The 24,585-nt window shown below is 58.7% G+C and carries 27 protein-coding genes; 20 read left to right on the top strand and 7 right to left on the bottom strand.

From position 1 onward, the window contains the following. Positions 1–66: 66 nt before the first annotated feature. Positions 67–1,152: a YihY/virulence factor BrkB family protein gene (locus AL755_RS13400; RefSeq protein WP_054011433.1), complete on the top strand. Its 1,086-nt coding sequence runs from the start codon at positions 67–69 to the stop codon at positions 1,150–1,152. A gap of 160 nt (positions 1,153–1,312) precedes the next feature. Here the strand turns inward: AL755_RS13400 and AL755_RS22920 are convergent, their stop codons facing one another. Both AL755_RS22920 and AL755_RS24640 read right to left on the bottom strand, forming a co-directional pair. Continuing rightward, positions 1,313–1,615, bottom strand: a complete 303-nt coding sequence (locus AL755_RS22920; protein ID WP_054011432.1) for a hypothetical protein — start codon at positions 1,613–1,615, stop codon at positions 1,313–1,315. 168 nt (positions 1,616–1,783) lie between these two features. Next, positions 1,784–2,011: a hypothetical protein gene (locus tag AL755_RS24640; RefSeq protein WP_445290352.1), complete on the bottom strand. Its 228-nt coding sequence runs from the start codon at positions 2,009–2,011 to the stop codon at positions 1,784–1,786. Positions 2,012–2,864: 853 nt separating this feature from the next. Between AL755_RS24640 and AL755_RS13385 the strand changes: the two genes are divergently transcribed. From AL755_RS13385 to AL755_RS23250, 15 genes are all read left to right on the top strand, one after another. Next, positions 2,865–3,131 carry a DUF7218 family protein gene (locus AL755_RS13385; protein WP_054011430.1) on the top strand — a complete coding sequence of 89 codons (267 nt, stop codon included), beginning with the start codon at positions 2,865–2,867 and terminating at the stop codon, positions 3,129–3,131. Positions 3,132–3,159: 28 nt separating this feature from the next. After that, positions 3,160–3,633: a hypothetical protein gene (locus tag AL755_RS23620; RefSeq protein WP_192841615.1), complete on the top strand. Its 474-nt coding sequence runs from the start codon at positions 3,160–3,162 to the stop codon at positions 3,631–3,633. 515 nt (positions 3,634–4,148) lie between these two features. Then, entirely contained in the window at positions 4,149–4,880 is a 732-nt protein-coding gene (locus AL755_RS13375) for a GAF and ANTAR domain-containing protein (protein WP_054011429.1), read from the top strand. 15 nt (positions 4,881–4,895) lie between these two features. Then, a complete protein-coding gene (locus AL755_RS13370) occupies positions 4,896–5,165 on the top strand; it encodes a hypothetical protein (RefSeq protein WP_054011428.1) in 270 nt (89 codons plus the stop codon). Between the two features lie 203 nt (positions 5,166–5,368). Then, positions 5,369–6,178 carry a GAF and ANTAR domain-containing protein gene (locus AL755_RS13365; RefSeq protein ID WP_054011427.1) on the top strand — a complete coding sequence of 270 codons (810 nt, stop codon included), beginning with the start codon at positions 5,369–5,371 and terminating at the stop codon, positions 6,176–6,178. 133 nt (positions 6,179–6,311) lie between these two features. Next, a complete protein-coding gene (locus tag AL755_RS13360; RefSeq protein WP_150117118.1) occupies positions 6,312–6,764 on the top strand; it encodes an N-acetyltransferase in 453 nt (150 codons plus the stop codon). Continuing rightward, positions 6,764–7,138, top strand: a complete 375-nt coding sequence (locus AL755_RS13355; protein WP_054011425.1) for a hypothetical protein — start codon at positions 6,764–6,766, stop codon at positions 7,136–7,138. Before AL755_RS13360 ends, AL755_RS13355 begins: the two co-directional genes overlap by 1 nt. Before the next feature lie 51 nt (positions 7,139–7,189). Continuing rightward, positions 7,190–8,275, top strand: a complete 1,086-nt coding sequence (locus AL755_RS13350; protein WP_150117117.1) for an FUSC family protein — start codon at positions 7,190–7,192, stop codon at positions 8,273–8,275. A 401-nt stretch (positions 8,276–8,676) separates the two neighbouring features. Beyond that, a complete protein-coding gene (locus tag AL755_RS23615) occupies positions 8,677–8,835 on the top strand; it encodes a hypothetical protein (protein WP_192841613.1) in 159 nt (52 codons plus the stop codon). 22 nt (positions 8,836–8,857) lie between these two features. Beyond that, a complete protein-coding gene (locus AL755_RS13345) occupies positions 8,858–9,703 on the top strand; it encodes a DUF1206 domain-containing protein (protein ID WP_054011423.1) in 846 nt (281 codons plus the stop codon). A gap of 363 nt (positions 9,704–10,066) precedes the next feature. Then, entirely contained in the window at positions 10,067–11,488 is a 1,422-nt protein-coding gene (locus AL755_RS13340) for an MFS transporter (RefSeq protein WP_054011422.1), read from the top strand. Positions 11,489–11,539: 51 nt separating this feature from the next. Continuing rightward, positions 11,540–12,064, top strand: coding sequence for a universal stress protein (locus AL755_RS13335; protein WP_160318903.1), 525 nt, complete (start codon positions 11,540–11,542; stop codon positions 12,062–12,064). A 385-nt stretch (positions 12,065–12,449) separates the two neighbouring features. Next, on the top strand, positions 12,450–12,785 hold the full coding sequence (locus AL755_RS13330) for a hypothetical protein (protein ID WP_150117116.1): 336 nt from the start codon (positions 12,450–12,452) through the stop codon (positions 12,783–12,785). 256 nt (positions 12,786–13,041) lie between these two features. Then, positions 13,042–13,248 carry a hypothetical protein gene (locus AL755_RS13325; RefSeq protein ID WP_054011419.1) on the top strand — a complete coding sequence of 69 codons (207 nt, stop codon included), beginning with the start codon at positions 13,042–13,044 and terminating at the stop codon, positions 13,246–13,248. Between the two features lie 942 nt (positions 13,249–14,190). Beyond that, entirely contained in the window at positions 14,191–15,387 is a 1,197-nt protein-coding gene (locus tag AL755_RS23250) for a hypothetical protein (RefSeq protein ID WP_150117115.1), read from the top strand. Between the two features lie 1,050 nt (positions 15,388–16,437). On the opposite strand, the gene AL755_RS13310 is transcribed toward AL755_RS23250, so the two are convergent. Further along, a complete protein-coding gene (locus tag AL755_RS13310) occupies positions 16,438–16,917 on the bottom strand; it encodes a hypothetical protein (protein ID WP_150117114.1) in 480 nt (159 codons plus the stop codon). A 1,025-nt stretch (positions 16,918–17,942) separates the two neighbouring features. On the opposite strand from AL755_RS13310, the gene AL755_RS24635 reads away from it, so the two are divergent. Both AL755_RS24635 and AL755_RS13300 read left to right on the top strand, forming a co-directional pair. Beyond that, positions 17,943–18,290: an immunity protein Imm33 domain-containing protein gene (locus AL755_RS24635; RefSeq protein ID WP_054011415.1), complete on the top strand. Its 348-nt coding sequence runs from the start codon at positions 17,943–17,945 to the stop codon at positions 18,288–18,290. 415 nt (positions 18,291–18,705) lie between these two features. Further along, positions 18,706–19,101: a hypothetical protein gene (locus AL755_RS13300; protein ID WP_054011414.1), complete on the top strand. Its 396-nt coding sequence runs from the start codon at positions 18,706–18,708 to the stop codon at positions 19,099–19,101. Between the two features lie 61 nt (positions 19,102–19,162). Here the strand turns inward: AL755_RS13300 and AL755_RS22460 are convergent, their stop codons facing one another. Beyond that, positions 19,163–19,894, bottom strand: a complete 732-nt coding sequence (locus tag AL755_RS22460; RefSeq protein WP_237762722.1) for a phosphotransferase — start codon at positions 19,892–19,894, stop codon at positions 19,163–19,165. Here AL755_RS22460 and AL755_RS24075 point away from each other — a divergent pair. Together AL755_RS24075 and AL755_RS13290 are read left to right on the top strand one after the other, a co-directional pair. Continuing rightward, complete coding sequence (locus AL755_RS24075) at positions 19,784–20,083, top strand: hypothetical protein (RefSeq protein ID WP_237762757.1); 300 nt, start codon at positions 19,784–19,786, stop codon at positions 20,081–20,083. The genes AL755_RS22460 and AL755_RS24075 overlap by 111 nt on opposite strands. Before the next feature lie 176 nt (positions 20,084–20,259). Continuing rightward, positions 20,260–21,150, top strand: coding sequence for a hypothetical protein (locus AL755_RS13290; protein WP_082369287.1), 891 nt, complete (start codon positions 20,260–20,262; stop codon positions 21,148–21,150). Between the two features lie 160 nt (positions 21,151–21,310). Here AL755_RS13290 and AL755_RS13285 read toward each other — a convergent pair whose 3' ends face one another. The 3 genes from AL755_RS13285 to AL755_RS13275 all read right to left on the bottom strand — a co-directional run bounded on the left by AL755_RS13285 (position 21,311) and on the right by AL755_RS13275 (position 24,128). Continuing rightward, positions 21,311–22,390, bottom strand: a complete 1,080-nt coding sequence (locus tag AL755_RS13285; RefSeq protein WP_054011411.1) for an oxidoreductase — start codon at positions 22,388–22,390, stop codon at positions 21,311–21,313. 532 nt (positions 22,391–22,922) lie between these two features. Further along, the gene (locus tag AL755_RS13280; protein ID WP_054011410.1) at positions 22,923–23,297 is read right to left on the bottom strand and encodes a hypothetical protein; all 375 of its coding nucleotides are present in this window, start codon (positions 23,295–23,297) and stop codon (positions 22,923–22,925) included. 198 nt (positions 23,298–23,495) lie between these two features. Further along, a complete protein-coding gene (locus AL755_RS13275) occupies positions 23,496–24,128 on the bottom strand; it encodes a hypothetical protein (protein WP_054011409.1) in 633 nt (210 codons plus the stop codon). Positions 24,129–24,585: the final 457 nt, after the last annotated feature.

The raw sequence follows: 24,585 nt of genomic DNA, 5'->3' as shown, positions 1-24,585 counted from the left end.
TTGCAGGCCGGAGCGAAGAGCGGCCTGCAACATCGTTCTGATCCCGAAGACTCGAAGGTGGCTGCGATGGCGAAGGAAAAGAACCACGTCCCAAGTGAACTAGAGCACGAATCCGGGCTCCCTGGCGACGACCCAAAGCCGGGCACACCTGTGGACACGCACCTATCGAAGTGGCGGTACGTGGCGAAACGGACGGTTCGCGAATTCACCAAGGACGCCTGCCCGGACATGGCCGCAGCGCTTACCTACCACGGAGTGTTGTCCATCTTTCCAGCCATGCTTGCCTTGGTATCACTGCTGGGATTGGTCGGGCAGGGTGAAAGAACGACGGCGACGCTACTTGACGCGGTAAGAAACGTGGCACCGGACTCCGTGGCGGTTTTGAAAGGCCCCATTGAGCAGATGACGCACGCCAACGGTGCGGGTTTTGCCTTCGCTGCAGGCATTGTGGTGGCGTTGCTTTCAGCGTCCGGTTACGTGGGATCGTTTGGGCGGGCCATGAACAGGATCTACGAAATCGATGAGGGTCGGCCCGCGTGGAAACTGCGCCCGGTGATGCTCTTGGTGACACTCGTCGCCGTCCTTCTGGTGGCGTTAATGGTTTTGATGTTGGTCCTTTCCGGGCCCGTGGCCCAAGCGGTCGGGGACGCCGCCGGCATGGGCGGCACGACCGTGGCGATCTGGAACGTGGCCAAATGGCCCGTGATCGCCATCCTCGCCATAGTCGTCATCGCGTTGCTATTCCATGCAACCCCGAACGTACGGCAACCCAAATTCCGCTGGATCAGCCTGGGATCGGTCATCAGCCTCGTTGTCTTTGTCGTGATCTCCGTAGGTTTCGGCTTCTATGTCGCCAATTTTGCCCACTATAACAAGACCTACGGCACCATTGGCGGGGCCATCGTTCTGCTTCTGTGGCTATGGATTCTGAACATGTCGCTCCTATTTGGCGCCGAGTTTGACGCCGAGCTGGAGCGCGGACGAGAACTAGTGGCGGGTATCGCCGCAGAGGAAACCATCCAGTTGCCGCCCCGCGATAGCAAGGGGAGCGTGAAACGGCTTTGGAAGGACGCCGAAGAGATTTCGGTGGGACGTCGGCTGCGCAGCCAGAGAAAAGCCGCCCCGGCGGACCCTAGCGATCCCGAACGATAAGCGAGGCAAGGCCGGACCGTGAATGGCTATGGCCGGCTCACCTCAGCGGTGCCCGTTCACGCCGACACGTGACGAACAAGAAGCCCACCTTTCTCATACAAAAGTGTCGACCTCATGAGGTGCCCCCTTCCATGGACCCTGGGTCCGCTCTCGGAGCCCGTCAAAAGTTTAGGGAAGGTTCATCGGCGGTCGAAGGGGTCATAATAACGTCTTCGATGCCATCGTGCTTTTCAGCTTGCCTCTCGACGGTGCGCAAATTGGTGGCCACCTCGGATTCGGGGCGGTTCCCGGCGAGGTCGACGGCGCCTACCAGGCAGAGCTTGCGCGATCCAATGAATTCCAGGTGCAGGTAGGTGATGTGGACTCTTTCCGTATCCTCTAGCAACTGACGCGTTAGGGCCCCTCTAACTTCGGCGGTGACAGCTGGGCCCACCAGGAAGCGCCTGCTTTCCTGGATCAGCACTACGGCGATACACCCCAACAGCAGTCCCCACCTTAATGGATCCCAGTGCGTCCGGCACGGGGGCGCCTGTCAATTGGCGGGCCAAGATCCCGGCAAATGCCAAAAGGATGCCCGTCAGGTCCGCCCCGTCCTCGGCAAACACGGCTCGGGTTGTGGTGTCCGAACTGTTCAGTACCTGCTCAAATCCGTCTCGACCGTGTTTCCGAGCATCGCCTTGATCCTGCCGCAGGGCCTGGCGAGAGGAGAGACTCTCCAGGAAAAAGGCGACGCCCAGTACCACATTGGCCACCGCGAACTCCGCTCGGCAAAGAAGAGGGATATCTGGTTACCCGTGTTCGCCCAGGAGTGCTCCGACTCGACCACCATGGAACCCGAACCCGTTGTGAGTGAGGCCACCGTTTTAGCCACCGCCACCAAAAAGTTATAAATAGCGCAAAGAGCACAGTGGCTCCCACCTTGTGCAGGGCTTTCGTGGAATCGGAACGCCCCCGGATCTCGCCAAGCGGTGCTCCTTGATATGGGTGTGCAGACTATTTGCGCAGGGGCATGCCCATCACTTCACTTTGCGTCGCCATGGCATTAGATGACGGGTGGGGCGGCGGGGAGGAATGGGTCCGGGGGAGGGATTGTGCCGGGCTCAGGTTCGGGCACTTTGGGTTCGAGCGGGCCGAGGGGTCCATCCGGCACCGTGGGATCAGGGCTTGTCGGGAACGGTTCGGGAACGGGACGCTCCGGATCGGTTGGCTGTTGGTCGTTCATCGCTCAAGCCTTTCGTTGATCGCGGGTGATTTCGGCGGAATGCTGAGGATTTGTCCAATCATCGGCAAAAATGCCTCTCTATTGCCCATGCTAGCGAGCCCGTCGGTGTGCGTCCACGGCCAGCTCAAGTCCTTGGGGGCAAATACGGTGCCGACGCCCTTGCGGCCCTCGTCGACCTCGGCAGACGCCTTCCGGGGCGGGACATGGGCATGGCAATTCCCGCCAGAAGTCGCTACAGTCGGAAGTAGCGGATGAAGCAGCCATCGGCCCGTGGAGCACAGTTCCGGCCCGTAGGTTTCCAATAGCTCACAGCACAATTTGGATGGTCCACTTTTCCCCCTTTGCGGGTGCCAAGACTAAAGAACATATAGGGCAAAACATGCCGGTTCATGTCGCTATCGCCGTCAATTCATCGCGAGGACGGAAGGGAACTTGGTGCGCCGGCCTGGAGTAAAGCCTCGGACGATGCGCTGCAGGAAAGGACAATGACATGCCACAGGAGAAAAGTTCCAGCATAAAAGACCCCGAGATGTATGAGGCCCTGCGTGAGGATGGAGCCTCGGCCCAGAAGGCCGCCAGAATATCAAATGCGGCAGCCAGGGATGGTCGGACCTCAGTGGCTCGCAGGGGCGGAAGATCAGACGCCTACGAGGACTGGACGTTACAAGAACTCAGGGCAAAGGCCAAGCAAATTGGCTTGAGCGGCTATTCGAAACAACGCAAGCAGGAACTCATCGAGTCGCTGCGCGACTCGTAGTGGCTTCTTACCGGACCAGGAGAATGCGATGGACGAAAGCGATAGTGAACCCGTGGAGATTTCGACGCGGATGGGCCCGGGCGAATGGACCCCGGAAACGTTGACCGAATTGGTCGGGTCCTACCAGCACAAGCTGTGGGAAATGGGTGCCGCCGAGGACGAGATTGAAACATCCGTCGAAACGTCGGCGGACGGTTCTGCCAAGGTCAACCTCAGCTGGTGGCGCACGGAAGTGCAAGCCTTTGCAGCCACCGGACAGACCATGATGGAAGAGTCAGATAACTCTCGCGGACACGGCGAGATCATTCGTCCAGGGGAGACCACCCGGGACTCGAAGGGGCTGGGTGCCGTGTTCGGTGATGCCGAACGCTCTCCCATTGATGGCCCTCCAACCGGCTGTGCGGTGAAATCCAAGGATGACCAGAAAGCTCCGGACTATGTTCTCTACACGGGCGAGGATGGCAAGAGCTACGTCAAGGATGCGGGTCAGGCCAAGGAATGACCAACGTTCCTCAACGCCCGTCTGTCGACGGCACGGTAGCAACGCGGGAGCCACCTATGAACAGGGGTTAAACAAGGATGAATGCAATGGGTATCGGCGACAAGATGGACGCTGCAAAGGACAAGGTCACTGGGAAGGTCAAAGAGATCGTTGGCAAGGCCCGGGGAAAGGTCCCAGGAAATGGAAGGCAAGATTGAGCATGCCAAGGGCAAGGTTGCAGACACCAAGGCGCGCTTGAAGGATGAGGTGGTGGACCGTCACAGCGACGACACCGAGGGCGGCGCACGCAGCATCTAAGCGCGAATAGGGGCAAGCATGAGTGGGGTGGCGGGTCCAACCGGGTCGCCATCTTTAATGCCGCGCTCCGGTGGGGCGCAACTCCCACCTCACCGCTCTTTTCCGTCATGGGAAGGCGCCGTCTACGGGGAACAAAAGTGCCCGGCCGTGTGTAGTCTTGGAGTAGGGATTGATGAAGGTGCGATGCTCCACGAGCGTCCCGACAGGAGGAGCTCACCGTGATCAACGCAGAAGAGGCACTGCCACTCGCCAACGAGCTTGCCGCGGTTGCCGCCCGAGCCTCCGGGCTTCTCCTGAGTGAAAAAACCGTCGCCGAAACCCTCAAGCTCATCACCGAAGCAGCCAAACTCAGCTTCCCTGACGCAGTGGGGGCCGGGGTAACGCTTATTGATGAAAATGCTCGCAAGATAAGTATGGCTGCCTCCGATCCCATCGTCGAGGAGGCCGACGCCCTGCAGTACGCCCTGGAAGAAGGACCGTGCCTTACGGCTTGGGCTACGGGGGAGACTGTGGTGGTCGATGACGTCGCCACCGATCCGCGCTGGCCGCGGTGGTCCCAAAGCGTTGCCACCTTGGCGGTAACTGCCTGCATCAGTGTGCCCATGAAGTCTGGGGGGCAATCCTTTGGTGCGGTTAAGGTGTATTCGGATACAGCCTGGGCGTTTAATACCAGTGCCCGGAGGGTTCTGGAGCTGTTGGTGGCCCAGGCCACGGTCCTCCTGGAGCATGCGCAGACGGCGGAAGGTGCCCACCGTCTTAGCCAGGATTTGCAACACGCCCTGCGTTCGCGTGACCTGATTGGCATGGCCAAGGGCCTTGTCATGGAGCGCGATGGGGTGGGCGAAGAGGACGCCATGCAGAGGTTGATGAGACTGGCCGTCGCGGATCGCGCGACGCTCAGGGATACGGCGGTGCGGCTAGTAGAGGCGGCTGTCCGGCACGTCAAGTAGCGGCTGGGATCGGCAATGGGGATTGGCGATGAAGAAAAGTTCGCGGAACTTCGGTGGGCCTTGGCCCTTGCAGAGTTGACCGTGGGTGAACTCTGGCTGAAATATTTTGCACTTGGCGGCTCCGCGGGTCAGTTTGAGTTGGAAGCGTATATATGTGCGGTGCATTCGTTTCCGCCCCTCGAACGCGACCTGCTGGCGCAGGCGTTCAATGAACAATTCATGAGCCTGCCCGTTGAGGTCAGGATCCCGTACTCCTCGGACCCGGATGAGGAACAAGATCCTTAATTGCCCGGTCGCGTCAGCGTGTTACTTTCATTTCGATGCTGGAAGTATTGAATGCGCCTAGAATATAGATAGGCGTCCAAGCAGCGGAAGCCTGAAAATCCGGGGCCTTTGCCGTGAGATGGGTGGAAGCCTATTTGGTGGCAGAAGTACTCGGCACCGAGTGTCCACGGATACTTCCACGGACGCCGTACAAAGGATCATTGATGACGACGAACGTATCCGATGACGAACGGCCCGACGGCATTCCCACACCCGCCTTCGCTGCCACCATTCAGGAATCGGAGCCTGACGGGCCTGATGTGACCGTCTCGGAGCAGCTGCAGGGGCTCGTCATTGAAAGTGTCGATGTAGCAGATTTCTTGCGTGAACTTTGCGAATACTCCGCCGCGCTGGCCATGGTCGATGGTGGTCCTGCCTTGGACTGCGCCGTGACGTTGTACCGGCGTCGAAGGGCACTGACAGGAACAGGAAACACCGCCCGGGCGCACATGCTCAATGAGCTCCAGGAACGCATGGGACAGGGCCCCTGCTTGACGGCACTCCAGGAAGAACGCACTGTGGTGATCCGAGAAACGCTCACGGACGGACGTTGGCCGGAGTACGCCCAGGAACTGTTCAAGGAAAACGTCCACAGTGTCTTGGCCGTTCCCTTGATCCTTGACGAAGGGGCTGCCGCCTCGATCAATTTCTTTTCCTCCGTTCCGGATGCGTTTGACGAAGGCATAGTAGCCAGTGCTGAGCAGTATGCCGGCCAAGTCCAGATGGCTCTGCGATTGGCTGTCCGGATCGGCGTCAAGCAGCAAACAGCGGACGACCTTCAGGAAGCCATGAAATCGCGAACCACGATTGATTTGGCGGTGGGGGTCATTATGGGTCAGCAGCGTTGCTCACAAACTGTGGCGTTTGAGATTCTCAGTAGGGCTGCATCCTCAAGAAACCAGAAAGTGCGTGATGTTGCCCAGGAGATGTTGGCGAATCTCAGTCAGGTCAACGTCGCAACACATTTTGACTGATGGCTTACAGGGCTTGAATTACCTGTGAGCTTCCGGCATGGGTCAACACGCACCCTTGTTTTGTGCCCGGCAGCTTTGTAGGCTGGAGGTGGTCGAGCAGAGGACCACCAACCCAACTACTGATGGGCATGTCATGGAAACCTCTGCACTCACTTACACTGCAACGTCTCTCTCGTCGGCGTACACCCTGGCGGCACAGCGACCCTCATCATGGGCGAGGCCTGAACTAGCTTTTTCCCACAACCAGCAGTTGTCGCAGATCGAGGTGTATCGCGCGGGCCAGCTGGCCGGGTTCACTCGGTACACCATGCGTGGCGCGGATATGTGGCTGTTGTTCACACATCTGACTCAAATGTCCGATTCGCACACAACTGACGCCCTCATCCGTGACGTCCTTGACGACGCCACGCGGCGGCGGATTGCCGTCCACCCGTACTGCACCATCACTCGCGAATTCATGCGCGCAAACCCCGGCTACATAGTCTTGGTTCCGGGCGCCGTTCGTGACCGCTTCCGGCTGAATGAGCCGGAGCCCGCCGTGAAGCATCGCACTTTGGTGCTATCGCATGGAAAGGAAGACCACTGATGTCATCGATGCAGTTGATTTGGATTATTGTCGGGATCATCGTCTTGTTGGTCATCGTTGGGATTCTCTCTGCGCTCGGCCGCAGGCGTGGCCGTGTTTCAGCGGTACACCAGCAGGCAGCGGATCGGCAGCAGGCCGCAACCCTGCGGACGGCTGCCAGGGACACGGAGTTGGATGCGCGCGAGTCCCAGGCCTCTGCCGCGGGCACTTCGGCCGAGGCCGAACAGGCAGAGATTGACGCCGAACGGTTGCGGATCGAGGCCGAGGAACATCGCACGGCCGCCAGTGCCCAAACCGAAGAGTCCACCCGTGCTCGTCGCCATGCCGATGCCATCGACCCCGACGTCGATCGGAAGAACGACGGCGATGCGTAGGCTAGACCCTCCGAGTACAGGCGGGTGCCCATAATCCCCAAGGGCAAGGCCTTGGCGAGCCTCAAGGTGTGGGTGAAGTCGACGGTCACCGGCCAGCGAATGCTTCTGGCCGCCAAGACTGCATTGGCTGTCGGTGTCGCATGGTTTCTCGGCACTCATGTCCCTGGTGCCGCCGACAAGTATCCCTACTATGCCCCACTGGGGGCTTTGGTCAGCATGTACCCGACCTTCATGGGTTCGGTACGAGCGGGTTTCCAGACCCTGATTGGCTTGTCGCTGGGCATCGTACTCGCCGCGGCAGTCTTGATTCTGGGAAGTCCCAACATCCTCACGATCTCCCTCGCCGTGGGCGCGGGGGTGCTCTTGGCGGGCCAGCCCCGTTTGGGGGCCGGACGGGAATATGTGCCGGTCGCGACGCTTTTGGTCTTAATTCTTGGCGGGCGAAACGCAGACGCCTTTTCGGCTGGCTACGCAATACAAATGGGTCTGGGCGTCATGGTGGGATTGGTCATCAACGTAATCATCTTTCCGCCGCTGACCCTTGATGCAGCGCGGCTGCGCATTTCACGAGGCCGCAAGGTGCTCATCAACCAACTCGAAGACATGGCCAAAGCGCTTTCAGAACACTGGCCGCCGGAACATGAGGATTGGGCGAGCCGCCATCAGGTCCTCGAATCATCCGTGAGCGAGATCCGTGGTGCCGTCCACGGCGCCAGCGAAAGCCACAAGGCGAATCCGCGTGCCTACCGCCGCTCGCGGCATCGGAGGGTCAGGGAGAGCATCGGTGACATGAAGGTAGTGGAAAACATCACTGTCTATGTTCGCGATGTCACTGAGGTACTCGCCGGTGTCATCTGGTCAGGACCCCTTGACGTTCACCTCAAAACGGAACTGGTCGAGCCGGTCGGCAACTGCCTGACCTCTGTCGCCGGGCTGCTACAAGAATGGGAGGATGGCAGGCTGGGAGAGGGCTCGTTCGACGACGCCAATGACGCCCTGCGGAACCTCACCGCCGCCCTTGTGACCGCAGACCGCAACCAGGCATTCACGCTTAATCCGGGGGCCTCCGTCGCACTGGATGTGCAGCGAATCCTGGTTGCGTTGCGTCGCCGGGTCCAGAACCCCACTGGAAGCTGAGCATGCCGGTCGATGACCTGCTCCCTGACAGGGAGGACAAGACCAAACTAAACGGGCGCCGAGAGACAAGCGATGTCCGCAATCATTGCGCATGGCGTCGTTTGGGCATAGCGTTAAAAGCTAGCCGCGGATGCGGTGAAGAGTTGCCGGCCATTGCCGGGGAATCCGTTCCTTGGTGTTTCACCGGAATTCTTGCAACCCGGGAAGCAGCCCCCGATAGCGACCTCAAGTGTTACTTCAATGCTGCACAGCTCCCTGGCCGGTTGGGTCCAATTGCACACAAACGGCGGCTACAGGGCTATGGTCCGGCAAATGGATGAGGACACTCGAGGCGAATCTTAGTGAAGCATTAGCGTCAACGCGCCGGCAAGGATGGTGCGAACGCAGTGGAGGTGGGAAAAATGGTTGGACTCATTGTCCTGCTGCTTGTCGTCTGGGCGATTGTGGCAGTTTTGGGATTCACTTTAAAGGGGTTGTTCTGGCTGGCGATTATTGGCATTGTGCTGTTCATTGCCACAGGGGCCATTGGATGGACCCGCCGAAACGCGCTGCATCGGTAGTGGCACCGGACAAGGCTGAACGATGAAAGGGGACCTGGAGGACGCCACAGAGACTGCCGAACGCGTCAAACGGTCCACCCTCTTCACGGTGGCCGCGCGGAGCGGCTTCGCAGTCAGCGGGCTCCTCCACATCCTGATCGGCTATCTCGCCATTCGGATTGCGTTGGGGGCGACTGGCGCGCAGGCAGACCTCAGTGGTGCCGTGGGCGGGATCGCCGCCCAAACTGGCGGGCAGGTGATGTTGTGGGTGGCCGGCGCCGCGTGTTCTGTCCTGTGCCTGTGGCATTTGGCCAACGCTCTCCTCGACCACGGTCCGCTCAAGGGCAGGGGGCGCCAAAGGCGGAAGGGCGGCGCAGGGCGGGCCCTTTCTTCACTGGCCCAAGGAATTGCTTTTGCCCTCGTGGCCGGCACCTTCGTGGCGTTTGCCTTGGGTCACGGGAGCAACAGCAGCAAGTCGACCAGCGACTGGACCGCTGAACTCATGAAACTTCCGTGGGGCCCAAAGATTGTGATCGGGCTCGGCGGAATAGTGGCGATCGTCGGCGTCGTTTTTGTTATCCGGGGGCTCATCCGCTCCTTCCGCAAGGAACTTTCCCTGCCTCCTGCCGGACCTGTCCGGAAGTTTGTTACCGTCCTGGGCATGGTTGGCTATGTGGCAAAGGGAATCGTCTTGTTGCTGGTTGGGCTATTGCTGGTCATGTCCTCGCTTCAGGCTAAGCCCCGGGAATCGACGGGAGTGGATGGTGCGCTCAAGGCCCTGCGGGCGCAGCCCTATGGCGTGTACGTTCTGTCGTTCGTGGGGGCGGGACTCATCTGCTACGGTCTTTATCTTATGGTCAAGGCCCGGTATCTGGACATGCGGGGGTGACGCGGAGCTCTTTCGACTGGGACTTCGCCGTGGATGAATTGTGCCTTGTCGCCGAATTGGTCGTCATGACGGGCCTTTCAGGGACAAACAGCGCAGAGGTTCGTACCGCTTTCGCGAGGATGAATCCGGTGTCTCGTTGATGTATTGCGGGTCCCCCTGCACCGGAGTAAATTTGACAGTGTTCACGCCAGCTGAGCAGATGCTTGGTGTTCACGTCAGCAAGGCGGTACCCGCGCGACGGCACTTGGGCCGAGCATGGAGGCTACCCCGCCGACGAAGATGTCCTATCTTTCGGGGTGAACCGTGACCACTACTGCCCACAATGCCGCATCGCAACCGGTGAGAAGCTTGGTGCCTGCCCGCATGGACCGGCTGCCATGGACGAAATTCCATTGGTCGGTCATCATTGGCCTAGGTGTCTCATGGATTCTTGATGGCCTGGAAATTCAGATTGTCGCCACCGCCGGGTACCAGCACGCATTGCACATGTCCACAGCCCAGGTTGGCCTTACCGGCACCATCTACCTCGTTGGCGAAGTCGTCGGAGCCCTGTATTTTGGCCGGCTCGCGGACAAGCTGGGGCGGAAAAGGCTGTTCATCCTGACCTTGGCGATCTATCTGGTGGGCAGCGGTATTGCCGGTCTGGCCCCGGCCATGTGGTTCCTGTGGATCTTCCGCTTTGTCGCCGGCCTCGGCATTGGCGGGGAATACACGGCCATCAATTCCGCTATTGACGAGTTGATCCCGTCGCACTACCGTGGGCGGGTCGACATCGCAGTTAACGGAACCTACTGGGCTGGCGCCGCCATTGGCGCCACAGCCAACCTCTTCCTCCTGGCAGACCCCGGGTTCGCCAACAGTTGGGGATGGCGCATCGGGTTCTTCATCGGTCCGTTCCTCGGCCTGATCATCATCTATCTTCGCCGCCACATCCCGGAAAGCCCCCGCTGGTTGATGACGCACGGGCGGGAGAAGGAAGCCGAAGAGACTGTCGACATGATCGAGGCCGGCATTGTGGCCGACGGGCACGAACTTGACGAGGTCGACGACGACCTGGCTCTGGAGGTCATCCCCATCAAGAGCGTCCCCTTCCGGCAGGTGTTCCATACGTTCGTCCGAAAATACCCCAGGAGGACCTTTCTGGGTCTGAGTATGATGATCACCCAGTCATTCCTCTACAACGCCATCTTCTTCACCTATGCACTGGTGTTGCAGAACTTTTACCATATTTCACTGAGCGGCATCACGTTTTACTTCTTCCCGTTTGCGCTCGGTAACCTGGCCGGACCACTTATTCTTGGTCCCCTTTTCGACACTATCGGTCGACGGAAGATGATATTTGCCACCTACGCGCTGTCGGGAATCGTTCTGGCCGTATCGGCCGCCCTTTTCCAGGCAGGGGCGCTGACCGCGCTCACCCAGACAATATTCTGGTGCGTCTCCTTCTTCTTCGCCTCCGCTGGAGCCTCCTCGGCCTACCTGACTGTGAGTGAAATCTTCCCCCTGGAGCTGCGGGGCCAGGCGATCTCCTACTTCTTTGCCATCGGCCAGGCTGTTGGCGCCTTTGCCCCCGCCTTGTATGGCGCTTTGATCGGGGACGGCTCCTCGCGGGGACCTCTGGCCGCGGGCTACTACCTTGGCGCGGGAGTCATGATCGTCGGCGGATTCATTGCCTTGTTCTTTGGCATCAACGCCGAGCGGCAATCGTTGGAGTCCATCGCGGATCCCTTGTCAAAGGTCCAGCGACCGACCGGCGGGACACAAGAACAGACTGCCAACCGCTGACGCCCAGTTAGAGCGGTCGGCACGCAAAGAGCCGTGAGAAAGGACAGCACAGTGAACAATGTTGTGGTCGGAGTCAGTGCTACCAGCGGTTCCCCGGAAGCACTGAGGTGCGCAGCGTCAGAAGCGAGATGGCGCGGCGTCGGGCTCGTGGCTGTCCAGGCTTGGCGCACACCAAGGGCGCCCGCGGCGCCCGGCGGCCGTCCGCCCGGGGTGACCCTTGACAACGTTGCCGCATTCGCGCAAGCGGAGGATGAGCTCAAGGCTCGGGTGGCCGAGACCTTGGGGACCGGGGCGGATGTCAGGTGCAAGCTGGTGCGGGGAGCTCCCGGCAAAGTCCTGGTGGACGAATCCGCCCAGGCCTGCCTCCTGGTGGTGGACGCTCCCCGCACCTGGGTCATGTCCCGGTCGCCACTGCTGGCCCACCGGCTGGTTTATAACGTGAAGTGCCCCGTCCTGATCATGCCACCGGCCCAGACAGGAGGAGCAGATTCGGTCTTGAAGCGGGGCGGCAAGGTGCTCGCTGCGAATGCCGCAAAAGCCGCGGCAACAGCAGGCCGGCCAGGACTGAGGTTCTAGCGACGGTACTATTCCTCGCTGTGAGACGTGTGGAGGCAATGGCATATCAAGATCTCGACGGAAAGTGCTACCAATATTAACACTCCATGACGGCACAATTCGGCCTATTAGGCCACTCGTGGGACCGTGGAAAACGAACCGAGGGCAGTTTCGATGACAGAGTTCAAGGCAGGAACACTTCCCTGTCCGGACTGGTCGATATTGTGGTGTATATGGCCGGGCGTCCGCAGGTAGTCATTAATTCCCAGGTTTTGCAAGGACTGTAAGCTGGTTCGAATCCCACCTTGGGCATGCTAAACCCCTGATCGCAAACAAGAACGATCTCACGCGTATCGCTCAGGCATATCAAGCAGAACTGGTCGCTCAACGTCTCTCCAGAGGCGACGTGCAATACATTACTGAAACCATGGTTCCACTCGTCGAGAAGCTAGCTGGCTCCTCGCAGGACGGCGACTCGGAGAAAACAGCCCAGATGATGGAATCCATCAAACCCTTTCTGTCGATTGAGAAGGTTAACGTCCTTCAGCTGCTCGGATTCGACTTCCGAAAGGCGATCGGAGCACCGCTCACGCAATTAGTTGAACGTGCCATCCTGTCCAAGGCCCCGGGAGGTGCGGCTCTCGAGATTCAGCGGCTGCAACTTGAGCGTGAGGTCAGATATATAGCGTTAGCACAAGTTCCAGCAGCGCATGCCCGACTTGCGGCATTGTATGGCAAGTAGTTCTCCTGCAGTCTTGGCAGCGTTACAAATAGACGTCACAGGCCGAGGCCTCTAGTTGAAGTTTCCGCGTCTGGGACGGGCCTGACATCTGGCTGGTCAGATTGAAAGCGGTCGGGCTTGGACGTGCAGCGCCTCTTTTCGGGCATGGGGGTTTGAGGCGAACTTGCCGACCTACGTAGGGTGATTGTTGGAAGCTTCGGCGTCGGGTTGTTTGCTGTTTTGGGGCAAATCCGTTGATCGCCGGCGTTGTTGGGCCATGAGTACGGCGATCACGACGAACCAGGAAAAGGGCCAGCTGGCTGCTCGGGAAGTCCGCCACAGGCTTGGGGTCCGCAGAGAGGACCGGATCCGAAACTTCAGGGACATCGGCCTGGCCGAGCTGCCCTTGCAGTTCTACGCTGGCAGCGAGCTTTGGTGCCACGTGGTCATGGGCGCCGCTGAGACCACCTCCTGGCCTAAATGATTACCGTCACCGGCAAGAAAGCCGGGCCCTGGGAACCCAAGAAACTCCGGCCCAGGCGGTTAAGATCGGCCGGAAAATCGCCGCCCACGCCCGCCACGCAACCCTCCATCTCGTCTCCACAGCACCGTAAGTGGAGCCACTGCGCACAGGGCTGAATTGGATCACGGTGCCGAGTCCGCCATAGGTGCAAACCTCAGCCATCCGCACCCACACAGGAACAAATCCAGCGCCACCGTGACCGGCGCGGAACCCGTCGCCGAAAATGGCCACACGGTCAGCGGACAGAATGTCAGACCCAAATGCCCAGATAGGAATAGACAGGCAGACGGTCAGCTCTGACCAGCCAGAAACCCCACACCATGAAAGTTTGGGGATAACTAGGCGAGCTTGTATTCGACACGCAACGGAGAGTGCCGAGAATGGTGCTAATGTGGTTATTGTTATGTGTTTATCTAATTGTGCGCTTTGAGCGCATAACTTTCCCTTGTGTCGCAAGGGGCGAGTAGCGCGGCAGAACTGATTCAAAGAGATCGGTGCCAACAAGCTAGGCCGAGGGGGATCATGGAGGCTGACGAATGGTCAGACAGGAAGAGCTTCACGCCTGGAATCATTATGATCCTAGCTGGCGCCATCACAACGACGTTGACGTTTCTAATGCTGTTTATCGAGCAACGACGAGGGTTGGACGCCTACTGCTGGACGGATTTCGGACCAATACTTCCCGGTGCGGACGATACTCACCTTCCGGTTGGTGAATTCAGCTGGTTGCCGTTAGGTACGGCGTGCAAGTACTTTTATTCAGATCTCGGAACGTATAAGACATATGATCCGGGATGGGCTTACACATTCTTTTTGTGTATCGGCATTCTGCTTGCACTTCTTGGGATCATAATTACTTTCAAAAGACTAAAGAATTAAAGCAATCATTAATAATGGGGGAAAATGAAACATAGAATTCTTTTAGCATGTTTCGCGGCAACATCGCTGGTTTTAGGCAGTTTAGGCAGTTTAGCCAGTTCGGCCAATGCGGAAACGCCCATACCGCCATCAACCATCCAAGCAACATCCACTGCTGTGTACTTCCCATTTGATCACCGTGTTTCACTTGCCGATGCTGTGTCTGTGGCCATAGGTACTAAAATGAAGAATATTGTCAGCTACAAATTCGAGACTCAAACTCAGGTTGGCGAATATGGAACAGGTGGCGGTCAGACGCCGACCGACTTTCTTGCCAAATTCAAGGAAAATTACGGGACAGTGCCGTCTTTTATTGGCATCTCCGTCATGTCGCCCCTCGATGCGACAACAAAACGTCCCACGTTAACGTCGCGCACCCTTGCGACCGGAAAGCCCGTGGCGCCTCTCAATGCGATGAGTGCGGCGGCGGTTGCCAAATACAGCCCCGACGCAACACAATCGGAAATCATGGTGCCGCAGGCCAAGGTTTCAGGTGTTGCCCCTATGGCTGCGGCCTCAGCGGAATGGCGACCAAACAACGTTGAAGTCCAAGTTCAAAGATTCGGCGCACGTACATGGCTGATACAGCGGGCCTCATGGAGTGCCGGGGCGTCTCCAGCGAATGTCCAAGATGGTGCCGGTCTTGAATTTGAGGTAAACCTGTACAACACAGCTACGTCCGATGCTCGGCCAGCATGCAACGGAAACTACAAAGACCACTTCATTGCAAAAAATTATGGCTGGAATTGGATTGCGATCAGCAATCCTGCACAGCGATTGAACGCTGTACAGCCGTATGCGGACTATAATGATCTTTCCGATCCGTGCAATCGGAATTCGATGGCAATTGGCATTCGATATCCGAGAGGCATTCCGCAGGGAAATAATAGCATCTATTCAATTACGCTTATTATTGATGCTCCCAACGGAGATATGCCTTCAAGCAAAGTAGGCGGTTTGGTTCAGCAGGTTTCTGATTCGGCATGTTTCGCCTTCTTTTGGATGGCACTTACAGACTGCATGGGATTGACATCCCTTCCGACGAGTCAGCCATTGGCCAGAATGACGTTGAACGAAACCAAGAATTGGGTCGCTGCGCCGAACCTATGCTGGGATTCACCTAATTTTGGGACTACGCCAGCTACCCTTCAAGTACCTTCGAGGCCCGGTGGCTGCTACTAGCATTTTCTTCAAGACTCGGTTGCCTTGCAGTCCATATTAGATTTTTGTTACAACCTCGTGGAACAATAGGTCCTTGATATAAGCGGTGCTAGGCGAATCTTCTATGGTTTATGCTAGAGGGGTTTGATGCTTCCTGAACAATTGTCGGGCGATGAATCTCCAGAGGTAACGGTGGATAAACTTGCTACTCGTGCATTCGGAGGTGCGTCGCCCGACGTATTTCTTGATGCGCTCGTCAAACATAATTCGGGATCGAGAGATTGAGCACAGTGCCCTGTTCAGTCGTCGGTGGCCGTGGCGATTGAGTCAGTGCCTGGTCTTGTTGCCTAAGGAGGCCGGGTTTGGGTTCACGTCGGCCAGCGCGGCGAAGGCCGCTTCCCGTAGCACGGCCATGGTGTGAGCAAGAGATGAGGGTATGGGCTGGGGTCTGCCGTCGGTCCCACCCGACGGTAGACCACCCCAGACCAAGGACGGCAAGGGAGCTACTAACGCACACGCCGGCAATGGAGCCGATTCCTCTAGCCAACCTCGAAGGAAATACAGACCAGTATCGGCGGGTGCGCAAGCTACTACAGTCTGAGCTTGGCCCGTCCACGTTGTCGATCTCCAAGAACGGGCAACTGCTACCCGAGCCGGCTGGCCGTTAGCAGTTCCTTCTGGGAACCTTGGCCGGCTAGCCGATGTGTTCTAGATTGTAGTGATGATGTTTCCGAAAAAGGGACAGATCTGGACTTATCGTGAAAGAGGCAGGTTCCTCAGCGTGCTCTGGGGGATACCGCTCATTGTCTTGTTGATATTTGGGATCTACCTCGCCGCAGCAAAATCGAACTGGCTTGTTCTCATAGTGTCGTTCATCGGCATAGTAGGTCTGGCCATGTTCTTTTTCAGCAATGACCGAAGTCATCGTGGTGAACCGTAGTTGCTGAATCGTCTCGTCAGGCGGGGCCGGGGTTCGGGGCGCGGAACCATTGGAATTTGGACATGAATCAGCCGCAGCAGCGCATCCCTAGGGGGACCGATAGCGGGACGGCCTCGGCCTTGCTTGGGAGTCTATGGCTCCCGGGCAGTCCCCTTACGCTGTCGTGATCGAAGTCGGAGCAAGTTGTAGGTCACCCAAATCGTGCCAATGATTGGCAGGAGAGGGAACGTGGGTCTGCCTTCAGCGATGAGGAAGGCGAAAACGGCCCAAAGAACAGAGGTGATGATGGCGATGGAAATCAAGGACTTCGGGGTGACCGGATAGGACGGTAGGGCGATGCCTTCGGCACGGAGTCCGCGGGCTTCAATCACTGCCCCTCGGATCAATGGACCGAACACAGCAGCCAATCCTGCGACTGTCACGAGGAGGCGCCAAGGTTGTGGAACGTCCAAAGCATCCAGTGCGGCGCCCTGCAGCAAACCCAAGACAAAGAACCACCACAGTCCCCAAACAACCAGTCGCCTTCGTTTTGGAGGCATGCCCTCCAACGAATCAGACGGTCGGGATTGCCAGTCGTACTTGGTACCGTTCTCGTCTTCCTTCGGGTCCATAAGCATCAGCCTAGCTTCATGACCCATGGGTACCTTCTGAAGAGGCTGGGGTATCGGCGGGAGCCTTCCCTGGATGATTTCCTTTGGACCTCAAAGCCCAAGGAACTGTCCACAGTTGGGGGCCAAGTCGGGCTAGATGTAACGGATCTCTGGGAGCCCCAAGGTAGCCTAGATCCGCTCGTCCCGCAGTACGAACCTGCTGCGGGACACCACCTGAACTTGCCCCGAAGGGCCTGCACTCTTGGTGGCCCAGTTTGCATCATTGCACTTTCTTTGGAAAGCCGTAGACACCTGCCCATAAGCATGCGTAGGGTTCGCTTTAGGTCAATTTCTTGACACCGCACAAAGCCTAAATGGGTGTGAGGCAATCATGCGCAAAGGACGATGGGTCGCCGTCATTGGACTGTCATGTTGTCTTGTCGGAGGAGCGGATTCCGAGGCCGTAGCAAATACATTTATGCAGCTGACTAGTTAAACACCTCTCAGGAGACTCAAATTGTCTACAGCAATAATATTGGGCGGAATTGTCGGTGTTTTATGCGCTCTTATCGTATTGTTTATGTTCAATCGACGCAAAAAGTAGACCCGTGAGTTGGTATGTGCTGACGTATGAGATCACCAAGTAAGCCGTAAGGACGCGCCGGCGACGACTGCCGCCCCCACGGTCTGTGCCAAATGGGACGGGACTCAGGTGCAGTGGCAGGTTGCGTCATGGCATTACCACAATGGCTGAGGCGGGTTGGTTGGTGCTGCCGCGATTGGTACCTTACTTCGTTGGACAGAGGCGGCCGTCTAGAACGGGGCAGTCCGTAGCCGGAACCCTCTGCGGGACGATCCCACGCTGCGGTGCCAATCCAGTCAAATTTGGCATTGTCCACTGCCGGCCACGCATGACGGTCTAGGTAGTCGATTGTCAGGCTGGAGGTGCTTCCTGTCCGGAATCGGACAAGGTCTGTCTCTTGTCGAGACCACCGTGGCAAGCTTGGGTATGCAATCGAGAATTTGTATCGAAACGTGGGGATCAGATGAACGGTGTGTCCAACCAGCAGCTCGATGTTTGTGTACGTGTCGGTGCTGAGCCTCTGGCTAGTCCTTCGGCTATGAAAGTCGGGATTTCCCGGAATGTTCAAGACGGCGTAGTGCCGATCAATGGCCTGCGGCATATTCCGGTGGGGGATACGACGGGTTGGTACATTTGGGCAGGGGAGGAACTGTCGGAGGACAGTGATTTCTTTGTTCCGTTGCATGTCTCCCACTTGGCGAATTGGTGCCCGCAAGTGATTGACTATCTGGCTCTGCCTCCAGGGTCACGGTTTCTGCTTGCCCCTGGCCACGAGGACATTTGGTTCGATGCAGCGATTGTCCACGATTGACCCAACGATTTATCGGCGGCCTGCAGGACTCCTGATGCTCCGAGACGCTAGAGATGCGCGGCCGAGCACGGGGTCCTTTAAGGGGTCCGCCGGCCTGCTCACGCGTTGCGTCAGGCTATAGGGTGAACTCAGTATCCGGTTCTCGAGTCAGGCTCGTCCTGCTGGCTGGGAAGCCGACTCCTGAAGTGTCGTGGCCATGAGGCGGACATGCCCGCATCTGATCCGTCGGCCTGGGCGCTAATGTCGACAACTTAACCGTCTTTGAAAGCAGGCACCATGAACGCGGGACAGCAGCATGCGCATCCAGGACGGGGACCTGGACACTCGGACCCGATGACCATCAACGACATGCGTCGAATCTTCCGCGAAGAGATGAAACTGGCCGGTTTCAAAAAAAGTAGGATCCATAACCTGGATGCTGGAATTTGAGGAAATCTCCTGGGTCTACAGCCTCACCAAAGACCGGTACGGCAACAGAATGACGCTCTACATTGGTATTGACATCAAGGAGATCAGTGACGGTACGCCGCCAACAAACTACATTGATTGCCCCATCACGGGAGATGTGGTCAATTTTCAACCGTCGATCGGTCACGACCACAGGACCATCACTGACCTGTTTAATGCGGAGGTCGATTTCGACGAGGATGAGCGTGAGGCTGAGCAAAGGTGCATATATAAGACTTCCGCCAGGTTTTCCGCGGAGCGGACCACGCTGTCAAGCATTCAAGCCTTGCTGAAGAACCGCCAACTCCCAGGCGTTGGAATCACACGGGTGGCACAGCCACTCATCGAAGGAAGCACGCCGTAACTGGTGGCCGAGATCGAGCCGGGGCAACCTGAGCCCGCTGGTTATGTCATTTCGGGAACCTTTACCGGACGCCTGCGCGGTGAAGTCGTTCCCTTCCCTGCCGGGTGAGCGCGTCCAGCGTGACCGGCGGGGAGTGGAAGAGGCTTTCGCCGCGGGCGTTGTGCAGTGCGGGCCACAGGCTCGCAGCCCAGGCAACTTCACGCTCCTCCTCGGTAAACGACCTGCCCCGCGCCAGCTGGAAGGAGCCGATGAATTCCTCCGACCATTCGATGGGTGCCAGTGTCGGGATGGTGGTGCTGGCAAAGGCGCCGGATGCTGCTCCGACAATGGCCGCTTCCGGGAGTGCGACAAGGCTGTCCCAATCATGGACCGCCCAGGGGTGATCGTCGTTCCAGCGTAAGTTTTGGCTCTCCCAGTCACCGTGCCCGACAACCAGGGGCAACTCTGCCCGTGCTAGGCGTTCGGAGACGGCACGGGCAGTGGCGTGCACGCGATCAGGCACCAGGTCCTGGTCCATTGCGTCGATTGCTGGATTGGGCGGCCATAAGCGGCCTGTTGGGGGATTCCAGTGCATCCACGGCGGGGGTGGGCCAAGTCCGGTTGGAGACTGTGTTTCAAGAATTCCCGTCAAGTTCGCTAAGAGTTCGGCAGATCGAGCCGCGAAGGGACGACCGCCGCCGGCATGCATCGTACCGCCGGGTCGCCATGTCTCAGCGCTGACTACCAGGCCGGGCCCGAGCTGGTCCGCGTCTGTGACGGGCCGGGCACACGGGAAACCGGCATCTGCCGCGATGCGCTGAAGTTGAAGGCATCGGTTGATCCTGTCGATGGAATCCGCCCGTACTTTGACGGCAACAATGCCGAGCTCGTTGGAATCGTAGCGAAACTGGGTGGACATTTCACCGCCAGCGTCGGCCTGCAACGGCGTGAGGGTGCCGGGACCGAGCGCACGAAAACACCATGCCCCAACTGGGACGGGTAGCTCCGGTGTCTCCATCGTTTGATTCTACAAACAGGGACTCCGCAGCTGGAGCCAAAAGGTGGCTATCGCTCACAGAGTCGCCTTCTGCTTCCACCCCGGAACAGGAACCCCGTGCGGCACAGCGGTGCGGGTATAGCCCTGCACTGGATCGATCGTCCGGCTACTATGCTGGCGTCATGGAATCCTTGACCAATGCTGATCCTGGTGAATGGCTCAGGTCGCTCCTTGATACCAAGTGGCATGACATGCACACGGTCGTTCCGCGAGGCTTCCTTGCCTACGCGAGGATCTTCCATCCGGTTGAGCGAGACCGTCCGAAAGACACCGGAACCTGGCACGGTCATGCCCGAACGGATGTCTACCCTCTTGAATGTGAAAAGGTTTCTTGGGCAGCAGTGGCGCAGGCATTCGGCACCCATATGCACCCGCTGGCTCAATTTCACCGCGTCCTTGGCACGGAATCGAATGGGCAAGAAATTTTGGATGCCGCGGGCTGGCGCTATTCGGCACCCCGGACCGGCAACCTTGCACCGGAAACACTGGCGGCGGCTGCCGTCCACCTCGGCAAGCACACGTCCACACCCGATCAGGGCGTGTCCGCCGTCTGGGAAGGGTGGGGAGGCCTGACAAGTTCCGCCGGATACGCCGAGCTTGCTGTTTCCAGCGACGGCGTTCACCTGGAAAATAAGGTCGCTGCCGCGACTCTAGGCAGCGGACCGGGGTCGGGCCTGCTGCAAGCGGAGGTAGTCAACGGAGAAACACTTGACCTGCCGGGGCGCGCCTACTACTTGTTCAATGCTGCGCCACAGTTTTACATAGATTCTGACTGGGTGAACCATGTGCCCTGGCACCATTCCCCGGGATGGCCGCAGTCACCGAACATTCTGTGGCCTACGGACGGACAGTGGGTCTTAGTGACAGAAATCGACTTCGACTCTACGGTGATCGCTGGCAGCCCTGAGCTCATATCAGCGCTCGTGCAAGACCCGACCATCGAAGCACTCCCACTGCAGGAGGGTGCGGACCTGACTTGGGACGCCGACATTCCCAACCGGCCGGTGAGGTAGCCAGCCCTGTCGCAACCGAGTCCGGAGAAATTCTCGACATTCGTCGCCGACAATCCGTGCCGGCACAATGTAGTGATCCCGAATACGGAACGGCATACGGGACATTGTGATCCATCGATAGCTGTCGATAGTGTCTGGCTCGTGGAGGAGTTGAGTGGCGTCAGTCTTGCACTAGCTGAGGCCAGTTGGTTGCGAAGTATGACACGAACGGATCTGCGAGTTTTTCTGAGCGGAGGTGGTCCCGTGTCACGGGGAATGACGGTGCGCGATAGCCGGGGTCGGCAATGGCCCGAAGGGAGAAGGCGTGGTCGGCGATGGCTGCCTTGCCGATGTAGGCGAGGTCAGCCCCCTGGTCGAGTACCCGCTTTACCGCCGCTGCGCTAGTTAGGTGCCCAGCGACACCGAGGGCTGTTCCGTGGCGTGGCAGGTCGAGGAAGTGCTCGAGGAGCGTTCTGCCGCCTTCCGGGGCATTGGTGGGAGGCTTCGCAACGTCCCACAACGACAGATCCAGGATGTCAATGTCCCCACTGGCGAAAAGCTCGCCGACGAGTTGGACCATGTCCGTCAAGACCAAGCCGTAGCGTTCGACGGAGAGTCGGAGCCCGATGTGAAAGCCCGGGCCAGTGCGTTCCCGGACCGCATGTACAACCTCTTTCACGAACCGGGCTCGCCCGGTGGGATCAGTCCCGTACCCGTCCGCTCGGAGGTTGTTTGAGGCGTCGAGGAACTGGCCGACCAGGTAGCCGTGGCCTCCGTGTACTTCGATGCCGTCGATGCCGGCTTTCTCGGCGCGTGCTGCGGCCTCGGCGAAGTCCTCGACCGCTTGCTGCACTTCACCGGTCGTCATGCCTCGCACCCCGGTCTGCGCATCATCCCACGGACCCATGACCTCCTGGCCGGACAGCGCCTTTTCCGCACGCACGCCTCCGTGGTGGAGTTGCACGGAGGATCGCGCACCGGCGGCGGAGACGGCGGCGGCAAGGCGTTCCAGCCCGGGGAGGTGCTCGTCGGAGGAGATACTGAGCTGGCCGGGCCAGACCTGGCCTGCCGGGTGCACATATGCGGCCGCGGTCTGCAAAAGGCCGAACCCTCCCTCGGCGCGGGCGACCAGCCAGGCGAGCTCGTCATCTGAGAGGGTCCCGTCCGGATTGCTCTGCTGATTGGTCATGGGCGCGAGGACCAGGCGATTGGGCAGAGGGTGCCCATGGCGCAGATCCAGTGGGTCGGACAGATACGTCATGTGGCTCCTGTGGGATGCGGATTTACCTTGTCTGCGAGAGCGAGTCCCGGTTCGAGGTCGTCCGGGAGGTCTCGGAAGGCCGCCAAATCCGAGGTGATCCCGCCAACGAGCTTGAGCGTCGCAACGGACCTGATCGCCTCGTAGATGATACCGATACTGTACATCGAACAGCATCCAGCCTTCGGGAACGGTCGGAGCCTAGCACCCGTCCGGATGGTGCGGCCGCACCATCCGGACCCCGGGGACGTGCACCGAAGTCGAACTCTCCCACTAGCATGTCCCGCTCTCCAACGGTCATCGGGACGGTTGAAGACCCTGAATCTGCGAACTAAGGGGACTTAGGCAGTCCCGACCATGCCGGCTCCTAGTTTTGCCGTCTAGGTTTTTAACAAGCCGCACCCCGGTCGCAGACAGCCTTCCGGGGTGCGGCTTACTTTTCGTTCAGCTTGTCGGTGAGTGCAGGGGCCGGCCGCTCCGTATCATCGAGGGTGATGAACCGATGCTGATCTGCAACGATTGCCACCCGCGATTGCTAGTCGGTGGTTGGGCGTTTGCCTTCGGCGATTGCTTTGGCTCGGATCGCGTATTCCTCCTCGGTGATGGCCGTCAGCCCTCGACACGTTCCATCGTGGAACGCGGTGAAGCCAAAGGCGAAGCTCCACGGGGATTCTTCAAACCCGACCCACTCTGTGAGGATGTGCATGCCGTTGGGATCGGTGATTCGCCCAGGATGCCCTCGGTAGAAAAAAAGAGGCTCTCCTTCTCGGCGGTCAACATTGATGTCATCCCCAAGCAGGGCAACAGCCTGTCCTACGCGAAACAGCTCAGAAGGAAGCGGCGGGGGTTCATTTTCAGGAGTTAGTGTCACGTTGAGTCCAATCTGGGCATCGAAGATCATAGGCAACATAGTCTGTCCTTAACGAGTCCAGGGGCACGGAGAACCGTTTCGGAGGGGACTCGCCCGGGATTTCCCTGCCCCCAGAATCTTGCCAGGGCGTCTCTGCTTCAATCGCGGAATGCTCTTCGGGACTTTTTCCAGTGTTCCGTTCGGCACGCTGTTTGCCGGCGGGCTTGGACAGCGAGTAATCGATGCCTCGGGCGCGGATCAATCTTCAGATGTCGATACTAGGAAGCGGCCTGCCCGACGAAAGTCGCGGACAAGAAGCACAATCGATATCAGCCAAACTGCCACTAGCATCAACATGATCCAAGCTAGTGGTTTTTCCTGTCCGGCCCAGTTGGTTGCTTGGGCCGTGAAGAGGAACACGTACGCAGGCGCGAGCACAAGTTGCCTGGCCAGACTTTTACGCTGCTGCACGGCGCCCGCCCGGGCCACCGATAGGTGTTCTCTCTCGATGGGGGCCTTCCCAGCAATCTGGCGGGTGACGTGTTTTCGCTCCAGATTCTCCAACGGGAGCAGGACGTCGCTCCTATAGGTGAGTGCCGCAGGCGATACTTTCTTGGCGATGTAGACGAGCCCGCCAACGAGGGCGCCAGCCATGGCAAAGAGGAGCCCAAAGGCCAGATTTAAGGACCAGGAGGAACCGTCTCCCCTGAATACTATTGTGCCGAGCACAGTGCCAGCCGCTACCAAGACAAGCGCGCCGGCCGGAAAATACCGGAGGTAGTACGTTTTTACCGCCTCACCCATGCCGAGGTCTTCAACGTCCCGGGCATTGTTCATGGCCCGTGACCAGCGGTCATTCGCCTCAGCCAGAAGGTCATCTATCCCGCTCATCGCGATCTTCCCTGGAATCCCGGTGAGGCCGGTCTAGCCAGGAAATTGGCCACCGGAACCGCTGAACCCATGATTACATCCTGACCTACTCCCGCCCATAAACCAACGGGCTACTGAGTAAAGTTTCAGCGCCCGAAGGGGAACCCTTTACGGGGCATTTTTACGTCTCTAGGTTGTCTCGAGTGGATCGGGGCGGCAGGCGAAAATCTTTGACGGTTCAACGTGAGGAGAATATGACTCCCTTTTGGCGACGAGTGCCCAGATTCCCGCTTCGCCTTCGCCTGAACATCGACGCTGAGGCCTCCGGTCAGTGCAATTTGCTGAACCTGGTGATCATCTTGGTCCCATCACAGCGATTGACCTCACTACGTTGGGACGGTTCGAGTCCGTCGACCTGGGTGAGCCCGTTTCTATGCAGGCTCCGCAAGATTGACTGCCCGTCGACATTGGAAACATC

The organism is Arthrobacter sp. ERGS1:01, from assembly GCF_001281315.1.
In the GTDB taxonomy this organism is placed as follows: Bacteria; Actinomycetota; Actinomycetes; order Actinomycetales; family Micrococcaceae; genus Specibacter.
The sequence above is the reverse complement of the archived record's forward strand: the minus strand, read 5'-3'. Positions and strand labels throughout refer to the sequence as shown.

What these genes read in the sequence shown, in the direction of transcription:
- AL755_RS24075 (WP_237762757.1), top strand. Translation starts at nt 19,784, where the DNA reads ATGCATCGTACCGCCGGGTCGCCATGTCTCAGCGCTGACTACCAGGCC.
- AL755_RS23620 (WP_192841615.1), top strand. Translation starts at nt 3,160, where the DNA reads ATGGACGAAAGCGATAGTGAACCCGTGGAGATTTCGACGCGGATGGGC.
- AL755_RS13340 (WP_054011422.1), top strand. Translation starts at nt 10,067, where the DNA reads ATGGACCGGCTGCCATGGACGAAATTCCATTGGTCGGTCATCATTGGC.
- AL755_RS23615 (WP_192841613.1), top strand. Translation starts at nt 8,677, where the DNA reads ATGGTTGGACTCATTGTCCTGCTGCTTGTCGTCTGGGCGATTGTGGCA.
- AL755_RS13325 (WP_054011419.1), top strand. Translation starts at nt 13,042, where the DNA reads ATGAGTACGGCGATCACGACGAACCAGGAAAAGGGCCAGCTGGCTGCT.
- AL755_RS13355 (WP_054011425.1), top strand. Translation starts at nt 6,764, where the DNA reads ATGTCATCGATGCAGTTGATTTGGATTATTGTCGGGATCATCGTCTTG.
- AL755_RS13285 (WP_054011411.1), bottom strand. Translation starts at nt 22,390, where the DNA reads ATGACGTATCTGTCCGACCCACTGGATCTGCGCCATGGGCACCCTCTG.
- AL755_RS13290 (WP_082369287.1), top strand. Translation starts at nt 20,260, where the DNA reads ATGGAATCCTTGACCAATGCTGATCCTGGTGAATGGCTCAGGTCGCTC.
- AL755_RS13360 (WP_150117118.1), top strand. Translation starts at nt 6,312, where the DNA reads ATGGAAACCTCTGCACTCACTTACACTGCAACGTCTCTCTCGTCGGCG.
- AL755_RS13365 (WP_054011427.1), top strand. Translation starts at nt 5,369, where the DNA reads ATGACGACGAACGTATCCGATGACGAACGGCCCGACGGCATTCCCACA.
- AL755_RS13400 (WP_054011433.1), top strand. Translation starts at nt 67, where the DNA reads ATGGCGAAGGAAAAGAACCACGTCCCAAGTGAACTAGAGCACGAATCC.
- AL755_RS23250 (WP_150117115.1), top strand. Translation starts at nt 14,191, where the DNA reads ATGAAACATAGAATTCTTTTAGCATGTTTCGCGGCAACATCGCTGGTT.
- AL755_RS13385 (WP_054011430.1), top strand. Translation starts at nt 2,865, where the DNA reads ATGCCACAGGAGAAAAGTTCCAGCATAAAAGACCCCGAGATGTATGAG.
- AL755_RS13370 (WP_054011428.1), top strand. Translation starts at nt 4,896, where the DNA reads ATGGGGATTGGCGATGAAGAAAAGTTCGCGGAACTTCGGTGGGCCTTG.
- AL755_RS13275 (WP_054011409.1), bottom strand. Translation starts at nt 24,128, where the DNA reads ATGAGCGGGATAGATGACCTTCTGGCTGAGGCGAATGACCGCTGGTCA.
- AL755_RS24635 (WP_054011415.1), top strand. Translation starts at nt 17,943, where the DNA reads ATGAACGGTGTGTCCAACCAGCAGCTCGATGTTTGTGTACGTGTCGGT.
- AL755_RS13345 (WP_054011423.1), top strand. Translation starts at nt 8,858, where the DNA reads ATGAAAGGGGACCTGGAGGACGCCACAGAGACTGCCGAACGCGTCAAA.
- AL755_RS13280 (WP_054011410.1), bottom strand. Translation starts at nt 23,297, where the DNA reads ATGTTGCCTATGATCTTCGATGCCCAGATTGGACTCAACGTGACACTA.
- AL755_RS13300 (WP_054011414.1), top strand. Translation starts at nt 18,706, where the DNA reads ATGCTGGAATTTGAGGAAATCTCCTGGGTCTACAGCCTCACCAAAGAC.
- AL755_RS13310 (WP_150117114.1), bottom strand. Translation starts at nt 16,917, where the DNA reads ATGGACCCGAAGGAAGACGAGAACGGTACCAAGTACGACTGGCAATCC.